The sequence below is a fragment of the Rufibacter glacialis genome, assembly GCF_008271745.1.
GTDB classification, from domain to species: domain Bacteria; phylum Bacteroidota; class Bacteroidia; order Cytophagales; family Hymenobacteraceae; genus Nibribacter; species Nibribacter glacialis.
The window spans coordinates 177,056-196,736 of sequence record NZ_VKKZ01000020.1 but is presented as its reverse complement, the minus strand read 5'-3'; the positions used below and the strand labels follow the sequence as shown (position 1 = coordinate 196,736).

Below are 19,681 nucleotides of genomic sequence, written 5' to 3'. Positions count from 1 at the left end.
AGCCCGCGTTTATATTTTGGACAAGGAAGAACCCAACAGGCTTTTTGCTTCTGAGCCCAGCGGGCTGGTTTGGTACGGGTTGATGGTAAACGACTTCCTGATCAGGTTTTGCCCGGCGGCCAGGTTGCCCATGCGGTAGTTGATGAGGCCGGCCAGACACAGAAGATCCGCGTCCTGGCTGTTGGTGCGGGTGGCTTTCTTGATATGGAAGGCGGCCTTGGGGTACTGCTGCTGGTGGTAATAGATGTTGGCCAGCGTCTTGTTCACGTCAATGTTGGCGGGCCGGGTTTTGTATTCTTTAAGGGCGTATTCCAGGGCGGTAGGGTAATCTTTCTTTAATTCCTGGTGGATGTTGGCTAATTCCAGATCCACGGTGTGGCCCGCTTCCTGGTCTTCCTCCATGCCCTCAATCAGCTCCTGCAGGGTTTCTTCGGCCTTGCCGTTTTGCCCGTGTTTTTGGTAATACCGCACTAATTCCTCCTGGAAGGAAAACTCAGGCAAGGTGTTGGCTGCTTTGGTGAAAAATTCCAGCGCCTGCTTTGGCTGGTTTCTCTTTAAGGCGAGCCGGCCCAAGCCGCCCAGGGCAAAAGCGTACTGGTTGTAATCAGCCAGGGCAATCTTGTACTGCAATTCTGCTTTATTCAGATCGCCGGTTTTCTCATATAGGTGCCCAAGGGCCACCTGGCACCAGGCGGTTTGCTCCAGCCCGGGAAAACCTGCTTTCACGGCGGCTTGCATGGCTTCTATAGCCCCCGGAAGATCGCCGTGGATCTCCCGTAGGTAAGAAATACGGGAATAGGATTTCAGGTCAGGGCGCAGGGAGGCCATCTTGTCGGCCATAGCAATGGCCTCTTCGTACTGACCTAATTCCAGGTAAGCATCACAGAGAACGCCGTACACTGCCGCCCCTCTGGGGTTGATGGCCTGGGCGGCTTTTCCTGTGGCCAGGGCCTGGTGGAACTGGTGCAGCGAAAGCAGGATAGACGCTTTGGCCACGGTGGCTTCATACACCATAACGGGTTCTTTAGGATCGTCCTCCAGCACTTCCTCTGTCAGTTTCAAGGCGGCCGGGAAGTAGTAGGGGTGATCACCGGTGACGCGGGCTTCCTGCATGTAGGCCAAGGCCAGCAATAATTTGCTTCTGTGGTCATTGGGTTTTTCGCGCAGCGTCCTTTGCAGGCCCTGGATGGCTGCTTTGGTGTTGAGCCATTCGCTGGAGGTGGAGATAGGGCCCGTGCGTTCTTTCAATGCCGGAATGGCTGGTTCCTGCTGGCCTTTGTACAGGTAGAAGAAGCCGAAAGCCACTAAGAAAACTGTGGCCAGAACAGAAAGGTAGAGGTAGTTTTTTTTCATAAGGGAAGAAGTTGGAGATAGGAAAAAAAAAGCCAAGACCGGCACCAGCGGCACCGGTCTTGGCTTCCATTATTTATTCACAATGAATTTAACCGTGTAAAAGGAGTCTTTCCCCGTTTGGATTCTGGCGAAGTACAATCCGTTTTTCAGGGTTTTCACATTCACTACCTTTTCATGCACGCCAGCCGCCATTTGTTCATCTTTCAAAGGTGAGGCCACTAATACCCCCGCCTCATTATAGATTTGCATGTTAACTTTACTGGCCTTCCCTATTTTAAAGCGGAAAGTGGAGACATCTCTGGCCGGGTTAGGGTAGTTGTCTACCTTCTGCAGCATCACGTCTGGCGTGGCCATCTTCATGCCCATGCCGGGGGTGAGGGTGGAGGCGGCCACTGGGTTGCCGTTCACGTCACAATTGATCATGATGTGCCCATCACGGAAGCCTTCCCAAGGTTTAGCCAGGTAAGGGAACTGGGCCTGGAACTCTTTGTCGTTCTTGTCTACCCCTTCGGTAAAGCTCAGCACATCTACCAGGTCTTGGGTGACAGGGCTACCGCCAGGAACATAGTCATCATACCACAAGCCAATTGCCGCCAATACCACCCCACTTACTGCCTGCAACTCAATGCGGGTAACATCATCCTCTAAGCGGCGCCCGTTGGGGAAACCGTCCATGTTAGGAATAAACTGGAGGTCTGTGGTGGTATTGAACCGTGGGTCCGTCAACCCTAGCACGGCTGCCTGTACCAAGCCTAGGTTGCTGAAATCTGGGGAGTTGCGGGGCGTCACCGGAACAGCCATGTTGATCCGCAGCATATCACCAAAGGTGGGCAGGAAGTTGTTGATGAAGGGTTTGCCTTTGGCCAGCGGGTTATCTCCTTTGCCAGTCGCCAATTGGTATGGCGGCAGGTTAGGTACCCCCGTCATAAAGAGCGGCAGTAAATCCACGGACCGTGGCTGGTTAGGTCTCAGCAGGTAATTCCCGAAAAGGTTGGGATCCAGGGCGGTGCCAAAGGTGGCCGGATTCCCGTACAATGGGTACAAGCCCGGGGCGCCGTTCCGGAAGTCAAATCTTCCCAGTGATTTGGTTTGGATTCTCAAAGGGGCAAAACCAGGTACAGCACCGCCAAATTTAGAGTCGTCCATGTACAAGGCCAGCTCTGGGTTCACGAAATACTGCTCAAAATCCTTCTTGTCCATGGTAGAAGGAGTGGCGTTCCATTCGTCTTTGCGGCCAATGGGAATGATCACCTCATTGGTAAGTGGCATACCTAAGCGGGAAACCTGCACATACGGTCCTGATTGGGTCACGGTACCGTCTGTGTTTCTTACCGTCATCTGTTTACGGCTGGCAGAAGCCCACACCCCAATGGTGAACCGTGAATCAAGAATATCAAACGCCTGGTCAATAGGCCGGAAGAATTCTGTAACCCGGTAGATGGGGATTTCCATGGCAATGGTATGCACGTTCAGTTTGGCCAGGCCATCTGGGGCATTAGCGGCTCTGATATTGCCTAAGTCCATGATACCGCCCACATCAATAAAGAAAGGATCATCAACTGGTCCACAGAATACTTTGGAATCATCAGTGGTGCTCATGATGGAAGATCTCATCAAGGCATCATAGTTAGAATTTAAGCCCACTGCGCTTTCAATAGACCGCGGACCAACATTGTAAGGTGCCACACGTCCGTTGTCCAGGATCATGCTCCAGGTTTTCCCGCCATCCAGGCTTTTATTGATAGTGTACGTGGCTTTTACATTTTCCTTACCCAGTCTGATTTTGAAGAAAGTGGTAGGATCTTCATTTTCCTGCTTGAATTCAAACCGGTAAATAACGTCGCTGTAATCTGTCCGGGCATTGTTCTTCACATGGATGTCATAGGCAATGTCTTCCCCAAAATTATAGTAGTTGGGACCACCGTGGGGCAGTTGGAAGGGAATGAAATTGGCAACGATCACCACGTTGTTTGGATTGGTAGGACTGCGGAAAGCATACACGTCCGTATTATCCGCTAATGGGTCATTGGCGATAATCGGGGCTTCCCGGTGGCTGGAAGATTCCAGGTAGTTACTGCTAACCCCTGCGGCAAACAGAATGGCAACAGCCAACCCTGTGAGCCAGATTTTTGGTGGTAATCCGGTAAAAATTCTCATAAGCTTTAGTAGTTAGGAATTGTTAACATCTTACTAATCAGTAAGCTATACCCAACCATGTACGCGGAAAGAATGTAAACCGGATTTATAAAATTATACTAAAATAAGGTTGAATATGAAAATTATAATCCAAAAACAGCTTCTTAGCTATTTGCAGCCTCATCTGTGTTCAAAAGATGAAAGAAGATTTTTTTAAGGCACAATTCCCCATGTATTTATTCTTTAATAGCATTTTTCCTTTAAAAGGGCAAAAGAATGGTTAAAAGAAAAGGGAGTTCTTTTCATTTTATTTCCTCTATCATTTTTAAAAAGAGGCCTAAAAACACGTGGCAGGTGTCAGGAGGAAATATCCTGCTCGGTTACAAACCCATTTACCTAAAAACCAGATTTATTAAGAATTCAGACCAGAAAAACTGTGATTAGGATAAAGCAAAAAGCGTCTAAAAATTCCTCCCTCTTCTCAAATTTAACCGCTCATGGGGATTGAAGTAGTTAGGGGAGAAGCCTGCGTTTTAAGCATATAAGATCAGACCTTCTTAGGTGAATCTCTTTGGGCTAATTTGAGCTTTTCAAAGAAAAGCCAAAAGCAAGAAAAAACTGAAAACAGGAAGCTACCCCAACGGCCCGAGGAAAAAGGGGTGATTTTTAAAAATTACCTCCTAAATAGTGGGCTGTGCCACAGATATTTTGAGCGGAAATTTAATTATCTGTTTCGCTTTAGAAAAAACCAGCAGCTGAAACGGTGGAAGGGCTGATGTGCGTATTGCAATAGAAACTGAAAATAATCTTTTTATGCAGGACCAACTGAGGTTATTCGTGGCGGCCCAAGTGCCAGAGGAAGTGAAATCCTACCTGGGGCAGGCGCGGCACGTGTATGATCTGCCTGGTATCAAAGCCGTGCCGGACCAGAACCTGCACCTCACCCTATACTTTCTGGGGAACGTACCGGCCACGGAAGATTCCTTTATCCGACAAAAACTGGCCGAGGTGGCACAGCGACATCAACCTTTCACGCTGGCCCTGGAAAGACTGGAACCGGGCCCTAAGCCGAAAGCACCGCGTCTGATTTGGGCCCGTTTTGCGCAAAACGACCCCTTTTCCAAAATAAGTAAAGATCTGGCCACCGTTCTTTCCCCAGTTCCGCCCAGGCAGGAAAAGTTTATTCCGCACGTGACCTTGTGCCGTTTCAAAAAAGAGGGAGGCCTTCCCCAGGAGCTTCCGCTGGTAATCCCTGATCAGGAAGTACTGTTCCCCGTGCAGTCATTAGCCCTCTGGCAATCCCAATTAGCCTCACCTCACCCCATTTACACGGTGGTAGAGGAGTTCCTTTTGGGTTAGATTTTATGGGAATAGGAGGGAAACAGGCTTTAGAAGTGCAGTTGCAAACTTCAAGCCATGGGAGGCCGAAGATGTAATCATGGCCTTTGGGTTTGTTTTGCCGGAAACGAGGAATTTATGGCGCACATTTACTTTCCTGACCGGCTATTTATTTATCGTTGATTATAGAAGATTAGCATCGCCATAATAGGTTAAGGATAGCATGGCAGTTACAAACTGCCGGTAAAGTAGGTCCAAGTTGAAAACTTGAACCAGAGTTTAGTAGGGAAGATGGCTAGGGCTTTTCTTAGATGCCGATTTATTTCTGATGCTAACGGTTATAAATAATTGAAAGGCCCTGAAGCTAATCCGAGTCATTGAGGAAGAGAGCCAAGACCTCACAGGTTTTCAAAACCTGTGAGGTCTACCAGGATACCTTGACGCATCGCCTTTTCCAGCCTTTCGCTTGAGCGCCTAGGCCTCGACCGCCCCTGAGCGAGAGCGAAGTGGGCGGAGTAGAGGGCACAGCGCGAGGGCGGAAGGCGGGGCCTCGCGGCCGTGAGCACTTAGCAGCAGCTATGCAAAGAGCCGCTCCTGGATCAACGCTAGAAGCGGTAAAGCCAAGGGATTAACATACTGCATACACAAAACTGAATCTAGGTAAAATGGCTGTTCCGCTAACGCATCTGCATAGGGCACAAACGGCACAGCCAAAAGGCTATTCCTTCTAAAGAGGAAAGAAACCCCCATTTCCATTTCTGCCCTTATTTCCGGAAATTTGCCCTTCACCTCCTGAATCCTTCGTGTCTGACCCTGAAAACGACCACCGTCATTTTATCCTGCACAAACCCTTTGGGTACCTGAGCCAGTTCATAGGCAACCCCAAAAACAAGAAGCTGCTGGGCCAATTGTACGACTTCCCGGCCGGCACCATGGCCATTGGCCGGTTAGACCAAGACAGCGAAGGCTTGCTGCTGCTCACCACCAACGGTAAAATGAGCGAATTTGTGCGGGGGCGCAAAGTAGAGAAAGAATACTACGCCCAGGTAGATGGCCGCATCACCCAAGAAGCCCTTGCCCGGTTGCAAGCCGGTGGAATAGAGATTACCCACGAGAAACAGCCTTATTTTACCCTCCCGTGCACAGCGAGGCTGCTTGACCCGGCCCCAGAAATACCTGAACGCTCCCGCCGGGTACGCGACGACCGCCATGGCCCCACCAGTTGGGTGTCCATCACCCTCACCGAAGGCAAAAACCGCCAGGTCCGGAAAATGACTGCGGCGGTGGGGTTTCCCACGCTGCGCCTCATTCGCGTACGGATTGGCGCCATCACTATAGGTGATCTCGCTTCTGGGCAGGTGCGGGAAGTCCCAGAGTTCCGCTTGACTATAGAAGAAGCAGAACTACCCAAGGTTGGCTAGTAATCCGGGCCGTAACCTGTTAATCTCTTATCCAGGGCCGAGCATCAGCAGCTGCCCTTTGCACCGTCTTTCTCAAGGCTATTATGCCTCCTGGTGGCTTGTGCAAGGGTTAACATACTTATGTACTTGCTTCTACCAAGTTTTAGACAATAAGGCTAAGAATTTCCCGCCCTTTTTCCTGAAAACGTATAAGAACCAATCCATAGGCAAAACCCTTCCTGGGTGGACTCGTTTTATAAACCATATCCCAGCTGTTTGGCATAGGGGCCTTTGCCCTGAAGTTTAATTGCTTGGGATCGGTACCCGTTTAGGGGGTGGTTTTCTCAAAGAAGGCGCAAAGTCTATTGACCGGAAATCTGCCTTACCTGAAACTGCCTGGGCTCCTGCGACACCAGGGCGGCCAATATGCAATGGGTACAGAATCAGGTAACCTTTAAACCAGCTTCTTATGGATTCAAATTTGAAACAAAGCGACGATAACAAGTTCATTCCCATGACCTCCATCTCTTCTGGCAAAGGGTGGCAGGTGCGGCCCGACGTGTATTACTACACCAACCAGATCGTGAACTTCGTGATCATAGGCTCACGGGAGCATTGGGTGCTGGTAGATGCCGGTATGCCCAAATGCGCCGATGAAATCCTGGACCTGGCCAGAAGCCTTTTTGGGGAGGGCGCGCGTCCCAAGGCCATCATCCTCACCCATGGTCACTTTGACCACGTAGGCAGCCTGGTAGGGTTGCTGGAAGCCTGGGATGTTCCCGTGTACGCACACCTCTATGAATTCCCTTTCCTGACGGGGAAACAGGCTTACCCAGAACCAGACACCACGGTAGAAGGCGGGATGCTGGCCAAGATTTCCTCTATCTATCCGCATGAGCCCATCAACATCAGTGGGGCTAACCTGCAGGTGCTGCCCGAAGACGGAACAGTTCCTGAACTTCCGGACTGGCACTGGGTTTTTACCCCGGGGCACTCGCCAGGGCAGATCGCGCTGTTCCGGGAAAAGGACCGCACCCTCATCTCCGCTGATGCCGTGATCACCGTCAAGCAGGATTCGTTCTACAAGGTGCTCATGCAGACCCAGGAGATCCAGGGGCCGCCTCGCTACCTTACCACCGACTGGACCGCGGCCTGGGAATCAGTTAAAAAATTGGCGGCCCTGAACCCGGACCTGATCATCCCCGGCCACGGTAAGTACATGGCGGGAGAGGAGCTTCGGCAAGGATTGCAGAAACTAGTGCAGGAATTTGACACCATTGCCATACCCAAACACGGCAAATTCGTGGATGGGCACGAGAAGCCTGCTTCCTGACCTCAAGTAACTTAACTTAGAAAGGCCAAGAGCGCATTCCCGAAGGGGTTTGCGCTCTTGGCCTTTTAAGGAAGAAGCCCCTCTGGGCAAAAGTTTTATTTCAATCTGCCTAGAGTTTAACCTTTGAGAATAGCGGTACCGGCTTTCACGGCCAGGGCATCTTCTAAAAGGGCGAAGGAAGCATCTGGCAAACCGATCATCTTGCCCAGGTTCTTCCGGAGGTAAAAGAAAGCATACGAGGCGGCCAGGGCACCTACCACCCCTAACAAAGCCCCGGTCACCCGGTTTTCACCGTTGGCTTCCGCAAGGGTAGCACCCACTAAAGCTCCGGAAAAAATCCGCGGCACCAACTGCAAGGGTTTGATTCGGTTGGGGGTCATGGGCAGCTTGTCCCCAATCAGTTCTGCTACCGCCAAAACTTTCATGCCGGTCGCTACCCCAGACTTCTGCAGGTAATCCAGTTGGGAGCCTTGCAGGAACAGGGTTGGGGAGTTGGACAGGTGGTTGGAAAGAATAGCAGGGGCTACCATGGCTCTCATGCCAGCAATGGCCCCCATGGCCAATGCTTTTTGGTTTGTGGTGGAGGGAGTGAGTCTCATATTTCTTGGCTGTTTTTTAAATTCTATACCAAATCCTATACGCAACAGCAGGCACGGGGTAAACCAATTAAGGAGAGAAGACCTGAAAAATGGAAACACCCCACCCTTGGGCAAGGCGCTAAAAATTATATCAAGCAGATTATCCGCTATTAAAAAGTTGGGGGTTCATGGGGAAGTGAAGCTTTCTTATTCCCCCAAATTCACGCCTTTGGGGTATATCCAGAAGAACTTCAGGTCACTGGGCCATAATTTTTAGTAACTTGACCGTTTCAATTCCCGGAAAGAACAGGTGTTTCTTTCCCTCAAAAAAACAGGGCCCAGCCCTTCCGCTGTTTCCAAGTACCAAAGCAATGTTATATCATCCGTTTAGAAAAAGGGTAGCGCAGGTTTGCCTTACGTTAGTCCTCATGGCTGGGGCTTCCTGCAGCACGGTGGCGCAGAAAAACGAAAACAAGAAAAGCCAGACCTGGCTCCAGCAGCATAGAGAAGCCAGCCATACCACGGTTCTGCTGAACAATCAGAAGGGGGTAATCCCTCTCCAGAACCTGGAGCAGAAAATCGCCAGCGTGGCTCTGGAAATGCCCCATGCCGCCACCTTTGACAGCCTCCTGAACAAGTACTCCGCCGTAACAGCGTTCCCGGCAGCACCTTATGTGCAAGGCGGTTCTTTCCAGCCGCTGCTGCAGGAGCTGGCCCCGTACCAGACCGTGATTGTGCAGCTGGGCGCCTCTTCCCTGACTGACGAAAAAACGCTTACTTTCCTGAAAACGCTGGAAAACCGTCAGCAACTGGTGGTGGCGGTGTTTGGCAAAGGATCTGCCCTGGCGGCCACCGCCTCTTTAACGGCCCCCATCATCTGGTCTGAGAAAGCCTCCGCGGCCACGGCCAACTATGCGGCCCAGCTGGTATTTGGAGGGGTTCCGGCTTTGGCTACCCTTGATGACACCTTCTCGCCCAAGTTCGCGAAAGGTCAAGGCTTCAAGACCAAGGCCATCCGGTTGAAGTACAGCGTACCCGAGGAAGTAGGGATCAGGAGCGGAGATTTGCAGGCATCCATAGATGCGCTGGTGGCCGAGGCCATTCGGGAGCAGGCCACCCCAGGGGCGGTGGTGTTGGTCGCCAAGGAGGGCAAAGTCATTTTCCAGAAGGCTTACGGGGCCCATACCTATGACCGTACCCAGGCCACCCAGATCTCAGATATCTTTGATGTGGCCTCTATCACCAAAGTGTCTGCCACCACCATGGCCGTCATGAACCTGTATGACCAACAGAAGCTGGTACTTGACTCTACCTATGGGTTTTATGTGCCATCCGCCAGAAACACTGACAAAGCCGGTATCTTACTGAAGGACCTGCTGCTGCACCAGTCGGGATTGCCGGCGGGGGTGCATTTGCCGTTGGGGCCAAAGGATGTGGCTTCCACCTTTAGCACCAACTACCCGGTGAAGGCCGGGGATAGCGCCTTCATCAGGAAAGAGTATTTCCAGGAGGTGGTCTGGCCCCGCATGCTCAACGCCAAAATGGGAATCCCTGGCAAATACGTGTACGCCGATGTAGGCATGTATTATCTGAAGGAAGCCGTGGAGCGGCAGGCCCATATGCGTATTGACTCTTTTGTGGCCTCCAGGTTTTACCAGCCCCTGGGCATGCAAACCGCCGGTTATCTTCCCTTAGACCGCTTTCCGCAGAGCCGCATAGTCCCCACCGAGGTGGATGCCTCCTTGAGGAAGGCCTTGCTGAGAGGGTATGTGCACGATGGGGGTGCCGCCCGGTTAGGCGGGATCTCTGGCCACGCGGGTTTGTTTGCCACCGCCAATGATTTGGCCATCCTTTTCCAGATGATGCTCAACGGCGGCACCTACGGGGGCAAACGCTACCTGCAGCCGGAAACGGTCCAATTGTTCACCCAGAAGTATTCTTCCCTGAGCCGCCGCGGGCTTGGGTTTGACCGCTGGGACCCAGACAGTACGCAGGGGTACCCTTCTAAACTTGCCTCGCCGGCCACCTACGGGCACACAGGTTACACCGGCACCTGTGTGTGGGTAGACCCTAAAAACCAATTGGTGTATGTGTTCCTGTCTAACCGGGTGCACCCGAAGGTGTCTAACAAGCTCATCTCCCTCAAAACCCGGCAACGTATCTTAGACGCCATCTACACCGCTCTGCCAGATGCCATTGTGACGCCTACCGTGGGGAAATAAGTCCGGGTAAGCACAAGCGGGGACAACCCCCGGCTAAAACTTATTGGCCGCACAGGAGTTTAATACGGATATACAACCAACCGCCATGGAAGAAACAACTGATCATAAAGAAAAGAAGTACGAAACCGCCACCTTCGCGGGCGGATGCTTTTGGTGCATGGTAAAACCTTTCCATAAATATGAAGGGGTGCTGGAAGTGGTGTCGGGGTACACCGGAGGGCACGTGCCCAACCCCACCTATGAACAGGTTTGCTCAGAAACTACCGGACATTACGAAGCCGTGCAGGTACTTTTTGACCCCGCGGTGATCTCTTACCCCCAGGTGCTGGAGATCTTCTGGCAATCCATTGATCCCACAGATGCCGGGGGCCAGTTCGGGGACCGGGGATCTTCTTATAAGACGGCCATCTTCTACCATTCAGAACAGCAGAAGGAGCAGGCGCAGGCCTCCAAAGAGAAAATCCAGAAAGAGGGTCCTTTTGAGACGCCTATTGTGACGCCAATATTGCCGGCCGTCACCTTTTATCCCGCCGAGGACTACCACCAGGATTACTACAAGAAAAACCCAGGCCATTACGGCCGCTATTTTGTAGGATCTGGCCGGGCAGGATTTCTGGAACGCAACTGGGGGCAAAGCTAAGACAGGAAAATCTTAATAAGTGGTTGAAAGTAGTAGCGACCTTCAACTGAACAAAAAAGAGGAACCCCACACAGGGTCCCTCTTTTTTTGTTCAGGTTATTTCAGAAGTAAAGGATCTGCCTCAATCGCCTTTTAGGAGCTGTTTTTCAGGAAAAGGGCCAAAATCATTACCACCGACCCAACTTCTGTTTATACTTAACCTTGAAAAGGGATTCCTTCCTTTCCTGGTCAGCGGACGTTAGCCGGTAAAGGTCTGTGCGCCGGCCTGGTTCAGGGTTTCATAGTCTTCCTCTGAGAGCCGGATAGAAGCTGCCTGGTAATTTTCTTCCAAGTGTTTTACCTTGGAAGTACCCGGGATCAGGAGGATGTTGGCCGAGCGGTGCAGTAGCCAACTCAGGGCCACCTGGTGGGGAGAGGCGCCGTATTTCTCGCTTATCTGCGCCAAGGTTTCTTGCGCTTTCAGGTTGCCGCCGCCCAAAGGATACCACGGAATGAAGGCCATGGCATTGTCTTCACAGTACATAAGCTCTGCTTCCCACTTACGGTTGTCAAAGCTGTACATGTTCTGCACCGACACGATCTCCACGTATTTCTGCGCCTGCTGAATCTGGTCTATGGTCACCTCAGACAAACCTATGTGCCGGATCAGGCCTTCTTCCTGGGCATCCTGTAGAAACTCCAGGGTCTGTTCAAAGGGAACGGTGGGGTCTACACGGTGCAACTGGTACAGATCAATGCGGTCTAATTTAAGACGTTGCAGACTGCCTTCCAGCGCTTCCTTCAGGTGGTCCGGTTTGGCATTGATGGGCCACTGGTTGGGCCCGGTGCGCAGCAATCCGCCCTTGGTTCCGATGACTAAATTCTTGGGGTACGGATAGAGGGCTTCGGCAATGAGTTCCTCAGACACGTTGGGACCATAAGAATCGGCGGTGTCAATGAAGGTGATGCCTAATTCTACCGAGCGCTGCAATACCCTAAGGGCTTCCGCCCGATCTTTGGGCGGTCCCCAGATGCCATCGCCGGTGATGCGCATGGCCCCGAAACCCATCCGGTTCACGGGCAGGTCGCCGCCTAAAGAGAAGTCAAGTGAAAAGGTGGGTGGTGTCTCAGCCATAAGTCTTTAAAATATCGTTTCACGTCTCTAAGTGTACCGGTTTCTCTCCAGGAAGTTGTGAGGATAAGGTGCTTCACCAGGAAAGGAAGGTTTCCGCTCCCCGTTTTATAGCAGGTTTACCCATTGATTATGTAAGCCCTGTTTCTATAAAAGGGCAGCTAAACCTACCATCAGGATTTAATGGGTTACTTATTTAGGCCAAGGCTTTTAGTCCCTAAAGGAAATGAGTAATAGGGCAGGGCAAAAGGCAACCAGGCGAGAAGGTCGGGCCCCGAAACTAGAAGGGGAGAAGACACGCCTGAAATGGCTAAGGTATAGCTCCTTACGCTACCTTACCTTTCTTTAAACAACTTGATTCCGTCCTCTTGTCCATTTGGGCTCCTCCTTCTTAAGAGGCGCTTTTTTAACCCTGCACCAGATGCTCAAAACCTTCTGCCTTTTTGGTAGTACGCGTGAATACACCCCATCTTCACCATGGCAAACCTGGCCTATTTCCTGTTTCATGGCGCGCTCAACGATTTCCTGCCCAAAGCCCGGCGCGGCAAATGGCTGACCTATTCTTTTGAGGGTGCACCGGCGCTGAAAGATGCGGTGGAGGCCTTCAACGTGCCGCACCCCGAAGTAGGCAGCCTGCACCTGAACGGCCGGGACAAGGCAAGTGGAGATGCTCTGCTCCCTCACGGGAAAGTAGAAGTATTTCCGGCGGTGGCCGAAAGAGTAGGAGAAGCTTTGCCGCTTTGGCAGCATCCAGCACCGGTCCCTGCCCGGTTTATCCTGGATGTGCACCTGGGCAAACTAGCACGCTACCTGCGTTTGTTAGGGTTTGATACCCACTATGACAAAAACTATGATGATGCCACCATTGCCCAATTAGCCGAACAGCAGGAGCGCATTATCTTGACCCGGGACGTGGGTTTGCTGAAACTGAAGCGGGTGAAATGGGGCTATTGGCTGCGGTCACAGCAGGGAGAAGAACAATTGCAGGAGGTATTGTACCGGTTTAGCTTAGCGCATCATCTTAAGCCCTTCACCCGGTGCATGGCCTGCAACGGGCCTATCCAAGAGGTAGCCAAAGAAGCAGTAGTACCATTTCTAGAGCCCAAAACCGCTCTCTTTTTCCAATCCTTTTACCAATGCGTCCAATGTCAGCGGGTGTATTGGCAAGGATCCCATTTTGAGCGCATGCAAAGGTTTTTACATCGTATTTCCGCCAAAGTCTCACCTTAAGGCAGTCAAGGGCCGGAAACCTGGTGCATTACCAGGAACCATATGGAAACCTCGGTTTTTAAAAGCAAGCCAGCAGAAGGAGCCAAGGGTGCGGCAAGGCTATTCAAGTAGCAATGCGTTGCAGCATGTTTTTGAAAATGAAGGCGTGAAAGGGCAGTACCGAGTACCAATAAAGCCGGCCCCAAACCCCCAAAGGACGGAAGGTGGCCGTCTGGTACAAGGTATGGCCTTCCAACCGGAATTCAAGCCAGGCTTCGCCAGGAAGTTTCATCTCTGCGTAGAGCAGCAAGCGCTTTTCCTCCTTGTTCGCGTACAACACGCGCCAAAAATCCAGGGATTCCCCGGCGTGGATGCGGGTACTGTTCTTCCGGCCCCGGCGCAAACCCACGCCCCCCACCAACTTGTCCAAAAAGCCTCTCAGTTTCCAGAGCCAATCAGCGTAGTACCAACCGGTTTCTCCTCCTATGGCCCAAATCCGTTGGACGGCCCGGTCTACCTGCGTTACCTGCGCCTGCCGTTTATCTGTGAAGCACCCAAAAGTGGGCACTGTCAATAACCTGGAGATGCCCCCGTGCAGCACCTGGCTGGACTGCGCATCTTTCCAACTGGCGATCACCCCTTCGTTCTGGATCCGATCAAAAGCGAGTTTGATGGCCGTGTCATACGGAAGCAAGTGGATTCCTAACTGCTCCCGGAGGTTATTCTCGCGGCAAATGACTTCCACCCGCATGCTCTGCACCAGGTTAGAAGCCAGCGTATAGGAAATGGAGGTGACAAAATACAGCCAGTAAGACGAGAGCTTAGGCGTCATGACCGGCACGGTAAGAATGGTTCTTTTCAGATGGCGTACCTTGGCAAACCCTTGCAGCATCTCTTTGTAGGTGAGCACGTCTGGGCCGCCAATGTCATAGCTCTGGTCATAGAAGGCTTCCTGCAGCAACACCCCCTTCAGGTATTCTATCACGTTCCTGATGGCGATGGGCTGCGACCGGGTATTCAGCCATTTAGGAGCAATCATAACGGGCAGCTTCTCCACCAGATCCCGCATGATCTCAAAGGAGGCGCTGCCAGACCCTAAAATAATGCCCGCCCGCAAGGTGGTGAGGTGGAAGGTGCCTTCTCGCAGGATTTCTTCCACCACCTTACGGGATTGAAGGTGCTTAGACAGGTTCTGGTCATTGGTGATGCCCCCCAGGTACACTACCTGCTGGGCCTGGGTTTCGGCCAGCCGATCCCGGAAATTCTGGGCGGTGGTTTTTTCCAGCGCTTCAAAGTCTTCCTTTTCCGCGGACATGGAATGGATGAGGTAATAGGCCGCCTGGATGTCCTGGGGGATGTGCCGAAGCGAAGCCCGGTCCAGGAAATCCACCTCTATGACCTGTAAATTGTGGGTGCCGTACTTAGCGGCATCAAACCGGCTTTTGTCTCTCACGCAGCAGACCACTTCATGCCCGTCTTTTAACAAAGCCGGAAGCAGGCTCTGGCCAATGTACCCGGTGGTACCCGTGAGTAAAATTTTCATACGCAAACCAGTACTTAAAGCTAAGATAGGGTTTCAGGGGCCTTTTCTGGAAAACACCCTGCCAACAAATTCCTTCCCAAGAACAAGGCTGGAGGCCAAATGTTCTGCTTGCCCAGAAAGGAGCAGTAAAATAGGCAATACCTGCAGCTAAATTACTTTAGGAGCCAATAGATTCTTGTCCTACAGTAGTTTAGAGCCCCTTATATTATAAACTAGTCTAAACCAAAAAGGCTGGGGCTATGGCTGAAAATCGAACTGGCGGTAAAAGTCCCAGGGCCCTCCCGCGTATTCCCAGACCGTCAGCCCCGTGCCGGTGATGGCAAAAGGAGAGAAAGTAGCTGTTAGTTGGCGTTCCAATTCCTGCGCCTGGGCAGGTGTTACTTTGTTTTGCACCGTGATGTGCGGACGTAGTTTCTGGCGGTCCTGCGGGGTAAGAAAGGGCTCCCATTCCTTTTGCAGGGCCAGGTGCAATTGCTGTAATTGTTCACCGGCAACCTGATAGGCCACTCCTTGTCCCAGACGCATCAAACCCGTAACCTGCAGGGGGATGGTGGCTTGTTTTTGGCAAATTAGACTTAAATGCTCCAGGATCTCAGGCTGGTTGGGCGGCAGGTGGTGGAACAAGGTCAGGTGGGCGCTCAGGTAATTGCGGTCCGGCGGAAAATGCTGGGTGCGCAGGGCCGTAAAGAAGTCAAATGCCTCCTGGTTCAGGGTGAGCGCCACTATAAGCGGTTTTTCTTCCATTCCTTTTTTTCTTAATGGTACATACGGCACCTGGCTTCTTAGGAAAACCAAGGGAAGTCCTTTGTTCTCCTTAAGAGGAAGGCGGCAAGAAAAATAATTATCGTCTTAACCTAAAGGGGGCTTTTTGGTTAGTGAAAAGTATGTTGCAAAATCCGGTTCACCTTGATGCCACCCTAAGCGCCTTTCTGCAAATCTGCAGTGGCCTGTTCTGGACCATTACCTATCTCCTGATCCTGCGCCGGGGCTACCAGGACAAACTTTACGGCATGCCCATGGTGGCTCTCTGCGCGAATCTGGCCTGGGAGTTTATCTTTTCCTTTGTGTACCCGCATCCGCTGCCACAGTTATACATTGATTACCTGTGGCTGTTGTTTGATCTGGGCATCATGGTCCAGTACCTGTATTATGGTCGGCAGGAGTTTCCGCAGAACCTTCCTAGGAACCTGTTCTACCTCACCTTTGGCTTTACCCTGGTGTTCAGTGGCCTCCTCATCACCGCCATGGCCCAGGAGTTCAAGGACTTCATTGGTATCTACGCAGCCTTTGCCCAAAACCTGATGATGTCGGTGCTATTTGTGCGGATGCTGCTGAAACGCGGTTCATCGGCGGGCCAGTCGGTGTACATCGCCTTGAGCAAAATGGTGGGTACCATGTTCCCGTCGGTGCTGTTTTACCTTTATTTCCCCGACTCTTTCCTGTTGCTGCTCCTTTTCATCGGCATCTTTATCCTGGACCTGGTGTATTTCCTGCTTCTGTACCACAGAATGAAACTGGAAGGCCTATCGCCCTGGCGAAAGGTATAAGTGCCTGGAAAGGATGGCCTGTAGAGAAGTCATGCCCCAAGGGAGAAGATGGGAAGCCCGACTGCAGGATTTAAAGGCGGTAAAAAAGGGCCAATAGGTAGGGCAGGAGGTACATCTTCTTCCGGTGATCTCCGTTGTAGAAAGGAAGGCCTCTTTCCTTCTTTTTTAGGTTACTTTATGGAAACCAGCTCCTAAACAGCTTTCCTGGTACCTTTGGCTTGGGAGGTAACTCTCCTGTTAACCTAGCACATGAACAATGGAATATAAACAACTAGGCACCTCCGCCTTGAAGGTGAGCGAAGTAAGTTTTGGCTGCATGTCATTGGCCGGAGAGGAAGAGGAAAACATCCGCTTGCTGCACCAGGCATTGGAGGGCGGTATCAATTTCTTTGACACCGCCGATCTCTACGCCAAAGGGGAAAACGAAAAACTGGTGGGCAAGGCGTTCAAAGATAAAAGAGACCAGGTGGTGTTGGCCAGCAAAGTGGGCAACCAATGGAGGCCCGACGGCAGCGGCTGGGATTGGAATCCTACAAAGGCCTATATTCTGAAAGCCATAGAGCAAAGCCTGCAGCGCCTTCAAACTGATTACCTGGACCTCTACCAATTGCACGGCGGCACCATAGAAGATCCTATAGATGAGACAATTGAAGCTTTTGAACTCCTGAAAGAACAAGGCAAAATCAGGGAATACGGCATTTCCTCTATCAGACCTAACGTGATCAGGGCGTATGTAGACAAGTCTAACCTGGTGAGCGTTATGATGCAGTACAGCCTGCTAGACCGCCGTCCCGAAGAGCAGATGCTGGAATTGTTGCAGCACCACCAGGTGGGGGTGCTGGCCCGGGGCAGCCTGGCCCAGGGGCTTCTATTGGGGAAACCTCCAAAACTGTACCTGAATCACACCGTGGAAGAAGTAGGCCAGGCTGCCGAGGCCCTCAAAGCCATTGCCGGCGAAGCGCAAGTCATGGAAACTGCCGTAAGGTACGTGCTGCAACACCCGGCCATCACCACAGCCGTGCTAGGCATCAGAACGGATACGCATTTACAGCAGGCCTTTTCCGCAGCCCAGGCGGCAGGTTTAGATCCTAATATCCTGCTCTCGCTCCAGCGACAAATCCCGAAAGAGGTTTACGAACAACACCGGAATTAGCGCATATTCCGCTGGAAAAGTATGAAAGTAAAAATAATAAGCTATTTAACCTTAATGGTTTATCTCAAGCGTTTTTAGGGATTGATTTAAGGAAATCAACTTAAAAGCCCTTCCCTGTTTTAACCTTCTTTGGCATTAGCACAAATAACAAATTTTTACCTCGGGCCGCTTTTACCCGTACATCCGCAACAGATAAACCACTAGAATAGATGATATGAAGTATAGAAAATTAGGGAAAACCGGATTCAACGTCTCTGAGATCTCCTTGGGCACCTGGCAGGTAGGGGGCCGCTGGGGAGAACCATTCAATGAGAAGACCGCCGAAGAAATTGTGCATTCGGCCATAGACGCGGGCGTGAATTTCATTGACACCGCTGATGTGTACAGTGACGGCCAAAGTGAAGCTGCCGTGGCGCGGGTGGTCAAGGAGCGCTCAGAAGAGGTTATTCTGGCCACCAAATGCGGCCGCCAGATTCAGCCCCATACCAGCGAAGGGTACACGCCAGAACGCCTCACGCACTTCGTGGAGGAAAGCCTCCGCAACATGAACCTGGAAACCCTGGACCTCATTCAGTTGCATTGTCCGCCCACGGAGGTGTATACCCGGCCCGAGATCTTTGAGACCTTTGATCGCCTGAAGGAGCAAGGGAAGATCAGGAACTTGGGGGTGAGCGTGGAATTGGTAGACGAGGCCTTGCTGGCCATGAAGTACCCCAACGTGACCACAGTGCAGGTTATCTTCAACATGTTTCGGCTGAAGCCCAGCGAACAGCTGTTTCAGGTGGCCCGGGAAAATAACGTCGGCCTGATTGTGCGGGTGCCGCTGGCCAGTGGTCTGCTCACCGGAAAAATGTCGCCTGACACCACCTTTAACCCCCAGGACCACCGCGCTTTTAACCGTCAGGGAGAAGCCTTTGACAAAGGTGAGACTTTCTCCGGCGTTGATTTTGAGGTAGGTCTGGAGGCCGTGGAGAAACTGAAAACCCTCTTTCCAGGACAAGAACCCTTGGCCGCCTGGGCCTTGCGTTGGATTCTGATGTTCCCTGAGGTGAGCACCGTGATCCCGGGCGCCTCAAGGCCCGAACAAATTGCCAGTAACCTGCATGCTGCGGAATTACCAGCCTTGTCTGCGGCCCAGATGGAAGGCGTGAAGGCCGTGTATGAGCAGTACCTGAAACCAGAGGTGCACCAGCAATGGTAGCTGGTGACCAGTGTTAGGGTTTACCATAACAAAGGGTAGGAGAAAGGTAGAAAAGACAAAGGTGGGACCGCACGGTCACCGATTTTGATGCTGCACCCGGTAAAACAAAAAGGGGGCGTCCCCCGATGCCCCCTTTTCTAAAAAACCCTGTAATAGAGATTGCCGTGCCTGAAAATGCGCTGCAAATCCTCCATCTGCTAACAAATAACTGGGGTTTTGCAGGTAGAAAAAATACTTATAATTAAGTATTTTTTAAGCTTCTGGAGTAGTTTTACCCATAGAATCAATAAAGTAAAGGGAAAACAGGCCATAGCAACCAATAGGTCTACTCCAGGTAAAGCCGCTTTTCAGGCTGTTTCCCCTTAGAATCAGATTTCATTTCATGTATACCAAAGAACAAGCCTCCCAACTCAGACAAGCCTTCTGGACCGCCTTTGGGCAATACATTGCGCCCCATCCTTCGGCCGAAGGGTTGAAGATCAATTGGTCTAACTATAAAACGGGAATCAAACACCTGTATTTCAGAATGCGGGCGGAGTCAAAATCAGCCTCTATTGGCATTGAGATAACCCACCCAGATGCGGGTATTCAAGAGTTGTTCTTTGAGCAGTTCCTGGAGCTAAGAGGGTATCTGCATGAGACACTGGGAGAGGAGTGGGAATGGGAACTGCATGGCGCCAATGAGTTTGGGGAGACGGTTTCACGCATCTACAAGGAGATTTCCCCCGTGAATGTTTTCAACAAAGAAGATTGGCCGGCCCTCATTTCATTCTTTAAGCCCCGCATCATTGCCCTGGATGAATTCTGGAGTGATGCCCAATACAGCTTTGACGCCCTCAAGTAGCACCCGCTCCCTAATATGGAAACAGAGGTTTAACAGGCTGTTTTATAAAAATTAACCCCAAAAGCTAAGACAT

16 protein-coding genes are annotated in these 19,681 nt (G+C 51.5%); 10 read left to right on the top strand and 6 right to left on the bottom strand.

Annotated elements, in window-relative coordinates:
* Positions 1-9: 9 nt before the first annotated feature.
* Both FOE74_RS09060 and FOE74_RS09055 read right to left on the bottom strand, forming a co-directional pair.
* Positions 10-1,353: a tetratricopeptide repeat protein gene (locus FOE74_RS09060; RefSeq protein ID WP_149098289.1), complete on the bottom strand. Its 1,344-nt coding sequence runs from the start codon at positions 1,351-1,353 to the stop codon at positions 10-12.
* Positions 1,354-1,422: 69 nt separating this feature from the next.
* Positions 1,423-3,510 carry a T9SS type A sorting domain-containing protein gene (locus FOE74_RS09055; protein WP_149098288.1) on the bottom strand — a complete coding sequence of 696 codons (2,088 nt, stop codon included), beginning with the start codon at positions 3,508-3,510 and terminating at the stop codon, positions 1,423-1,425.
* 792 nt (positions 3,511-4,302) lie between these two features.
* Here FOE74_RS09055 and thpR point away from each other — a divergent pair.
* The 3 genes from thpR (at position 4,303) to FOE74_RS09040 (ending at position 7,560) form a co-directional block, all read left to right on the top strand.
* Positions 4,303-4,848: an RNA 2',3'-cyclic phosphodiesterase gene (gene thpR, locus FOE74_RS09050; RefSeq protein WP_149098287.1), complete on the top strand. Its 546-nt coding sequence runs from the start codon at positions 4,303-4,305 to the stop codon at positions 4,846-4,848.
* 782 nt (positions 4,849-5,630) lie between these two features.
* Positions 5,631-6,248, top strand: coding sequence for a pseudouridine synthase (locus tag FOE74_RS09045; RefSeq protein WP_149098286.1), 618 nt, complete (start codon positions 5,631-5,633; stop codon positions 6,246-6,248).
* 448 nt (positions 6,249-6,696) lie between these two features.
* Positions 6,697-7,560 carry an MBL fold metallo-hydrolase gene (locus FOE74_RS09040; RefSeq protein ID WP_149098285.1) on the top strand — a complete coding sequence of 288 codons (864 nt, stop codon included), beginning with the start codon at positions 6,697-6,699 and terminating at the stop codon, positions 7,558-7,560.
* A 116-nt stretch (positions 7,561-7,676) separates the two neighbouring features.
* Here the strand turns inward: FOE74_RS09040 and FOE74_RS09035 are convergent, their stop codons facing one another.
* Positions 7,677-8,159 carry a DUF4126 family protein gene (locus FOE74_RS09035; protein ID WP_225840750.1) on the bottom strand — a complete coding sequence of 161 codons (483 nt, stop codon included), beginning with the start codon at positions 8,157-8,159 and terminating at the stop codon, positions 7,677-7,679.
* 350 nt (positions 8,160-8,509) lie between these two features.
* Between FOE74_RS09035 and FOE74_RS09030 the strand changes: the two genes are divergently transcribed.
* Both FOE74_RS09030 and msrA read left to right on the top strand, forming a co-directional pair.
* Positions 8,510-10,360: a serine hydrolase domain-containing protein gene (locus tag FOE74_RS09030; protein ID WP_149098284.1), complete on the top strand. Its 1,851-nt coding sequence runs from the start codon at positions 8,510-8,512 to the stop codon at positions 10,358-10,360.
* Between the two features lie 85 nt (positions 10,361-10,445).
* Positions 10,446-11,000: a peptide-methionine (S)-S-oxide reductase MsrA gene (gene msrA, locus FOE74_RS09025; protein ID WP_149098283.1), complete on the top strand. Its 555-nt coding sequence runs from the start codon at positions 10,446-10,448 to the stop codon at positions 10,998-11,000.
* A gap of 238 nt (positions 11,001-11,238) precedes the next feature.
* Here the strand turns inward: msrA and FOE74_RS09020 are convergent, their stop codons facing one another.
* Positions 11,239-12,114: an aldo/keto reductase gene (locus tag FOE74_RS09020; protein ID WP_149098282.1), complete on the bottom strand. Its 876-nt coding sequence runs from the start codon at positions 12,112-12,114 to the stop codon at positions 11,239-11,241.
* Between the two features lie 474 nt (positions 12,115-12,588).
* On the opposite strand from FOE74_RS09020, the gene FOE74_RS09015 reads away from it, so the two are divergent.
* Positions 12,589-13,341, top strand: a complete 753-nt coding sequence (locus FOE74_RS09015; RefSeq protein WP_149098281.1) for a Mut7-C RNAse domain-containing protein — start codon at positions 12,589-12,591, stop codon at positions 13,339-13,341.
* Between the two features lie 103 nt (positions 13,342-13,444).
* Here FOE74_RS09015 and FOE74_RS09010 read toward each other — a convergent pair whose 3' ends face one another.
* Both FOE74_RS09010 and FOE74_RS09005 read right to left on the bottom strand, forming a co-directional pair.
* On the bottom strand, positions 13,445-14,863 hold the full coding sequence (locus FOE74_RS09010; protein ID WP_149098280.1) for an SDR family oxidoreductase: 1,419 nt from the start codon (positions 14,861-14,863) through the stop codon (positions 13,445-13,447).
* Positions 14,864-15,100: 237 nt separating this feature from the next.
* Complete coding sequence (locus tag FOE74_RS09005) at positions 15,101-15,607, bottom strand: 2'-5' RNA ligase family protein (RefSeq protein ID WP_149098279.1); 507 nt, start codon at positions 15,605-15,607, stop codon at positions 15,101-15,103.
* Positions 15,608-15,747: 140 nt separating this feature from the next.
* Between FOE74_RS09005 and FOE74_RS09000 the strand changes: the two genes are divergently transcribed.
* The 4 genes from FOE74_RS09000 to FOE74_RS08985 all read left to right on the top strand — a co-directional run bounded on the left by FOE74_RS09000 (position 15,748) and on the right by FOE74_RS08985 (position 19,608).
* Entirely contained in the window at positions 15,748-16,410 is a 663-nt protein-coding gene (locus tag FOE74_RS09000; protein WP_149098278.1) for a transmembrane-type terpene cyclase, read from the top strand.
* Between the two features lie 256 nt (positions 16,411-16,666).
* The gene (locus tag FOE74_RS08995; protein WP_149098277.1) at positions 16,667-17,563 is read left to right on the top strand and encodes an aldo/keto reductase; all 897 of its coding nucleotides are present in this window, start codon (positions 16,667-16,669) and stop codon (positions 17,561-17,563) included.
* 214 nt (positions 17,564-17,777) lie between these two features.
* Positions 17,778-18,764 (top strand): aldo/keto reductase, encoded by a 987-nt coding sequence (locus FOE74_RS08990; RefSeq protein WP_149098276.1) that lies wholly within the window; start codon positions 17,778-17,780, stop codon positions 18,762-18,764.
* Between the two features lie 382 nt (positions 18,765-19,146).
* Complete coding sequence (locus FOE74_RS08985; RefSeq protein ID WP_149098275.1) at positions 19,147-19,608, top strand: DUF4268 domain-containing protein; 462 nt, start codon at positions 19,147-19,149, stop codon at positions 19,606-19,608.
* Positions 19,609-19,681: the final 73 nt, after the last annotated feature.

What these genes read in the sequence shown, in the direction of transcription:
- FOE74_RS08985 (WP_149098275.1), top strand. Translation starts at nt 19,147, where the DNA reads ATGTATACCAAAGAACAAGCCTCCCAACTCAGACAAGCCTTCTGGACC.
- FOE74_RS09055 (WP_149098288.1), bottom strand. Translation starts at nt 3,510, where the DNA reads ATGAGAATTTTTACCGGATTACCACCAAAAATCTGGCTCACAGGGTTG.
- thpR (WP_149098287.1), top strand. Translation starts at nt 4,303, where the DNA reads ATGCAGGACCAACTGAGGTTATTCGTGGCGGCCCAAGTGCCAGAGGAA.
- FOE74_RS08995 (WP_149098277.1), top strand. Translation starts at nt 16,667, where the DNA reads ATGGAATATAAACAACTAGGCACCTCCGCCTTGAAGGTGAGCGAAGTA.
- FOE74_RS09040 (WP_149098285.1), top strand. Translation starts at nt 6,697, where the DNA reads ATGGATTCAAATTTGAAACAAAGCGACGATAACAAGTTCATTCCCATG.
- FOE74_RS08990 (WP_149098276.1), top strand. Translation starts at nt 17,778, where the DNA reads ATGAAGTATAGAAAATTAGGGAAAACCGGATTCAACGTCTCTGAGATC.
- FOE74_RS09020 (WP_149098282.1), bottom strand. Translation starts at nt 12,114, where the DNA reads ATGGCTGAGACACCACCCACCTTTTCACTTGACTTCTCTTTAGGCGGC.
- msrA (WP_149098283.1), top strand. Translation starts at nt 10,446, where the DNA reads ATGGAAGAAACAACTGATCATAAAGAAAAGAAGTACGAAACCGCCACC.
- FOE74_RS09005 (WP_149098279.1), bottom strand. Translation starts at nt 15,607, where the DNA reads ATGGAAGAAAAACCGCTTATAGTGGCGCTCACCCTGAACCAGGAGGCA.
- FOE74_RS09035 (WP_225840750.1), bottom strand. Translation starts at nt 8,159, where the DNA reads ATGAGACTCACTCCCTCCACCACAAACCAAAAAGCATTGGCCATGGGG.
- FOE74_RS09000 (WP_149098278.1), top strand. Translation starts at nt 15,748, where the DNA reads ATGTTGCAAAATCCGGTTCACCTTGATGCCACCCTAAGCGCCTTTCTG.
- FOE74_RS09010 (WP_149098280.1), bottom strand. Translation starts at nt 14,863, where the DNA reads ATGAAAATTTTACTCACGGGTACCACCGGGTACATTGGCCAGAGCCTG.
- FOE74_RS09015 (WP_149098281.1), top strand. Translation starts at nt 12,589, where the DNA reads ATGGCAAACCTGGCCTATTTCCTGTTTCATGGCGCGCTCAACGATTTC.
- FOE74_RS09060 (WP_149098289.1), bottom strand. Translation starts at nt 1,353, where the DNA reads ATGAAAAAAAACTACCTCTACCTTTCTGTTCTGGCCACAGTTTTCTTA.
- FOE74_RS09030 (WP_149098284.1), top strand. Translation starts at nt 8,510, where the DNA reads ATGTTATATCATCCGTTTAGAAAAAGGGTAGCGCAGGTTTGCCTTACG.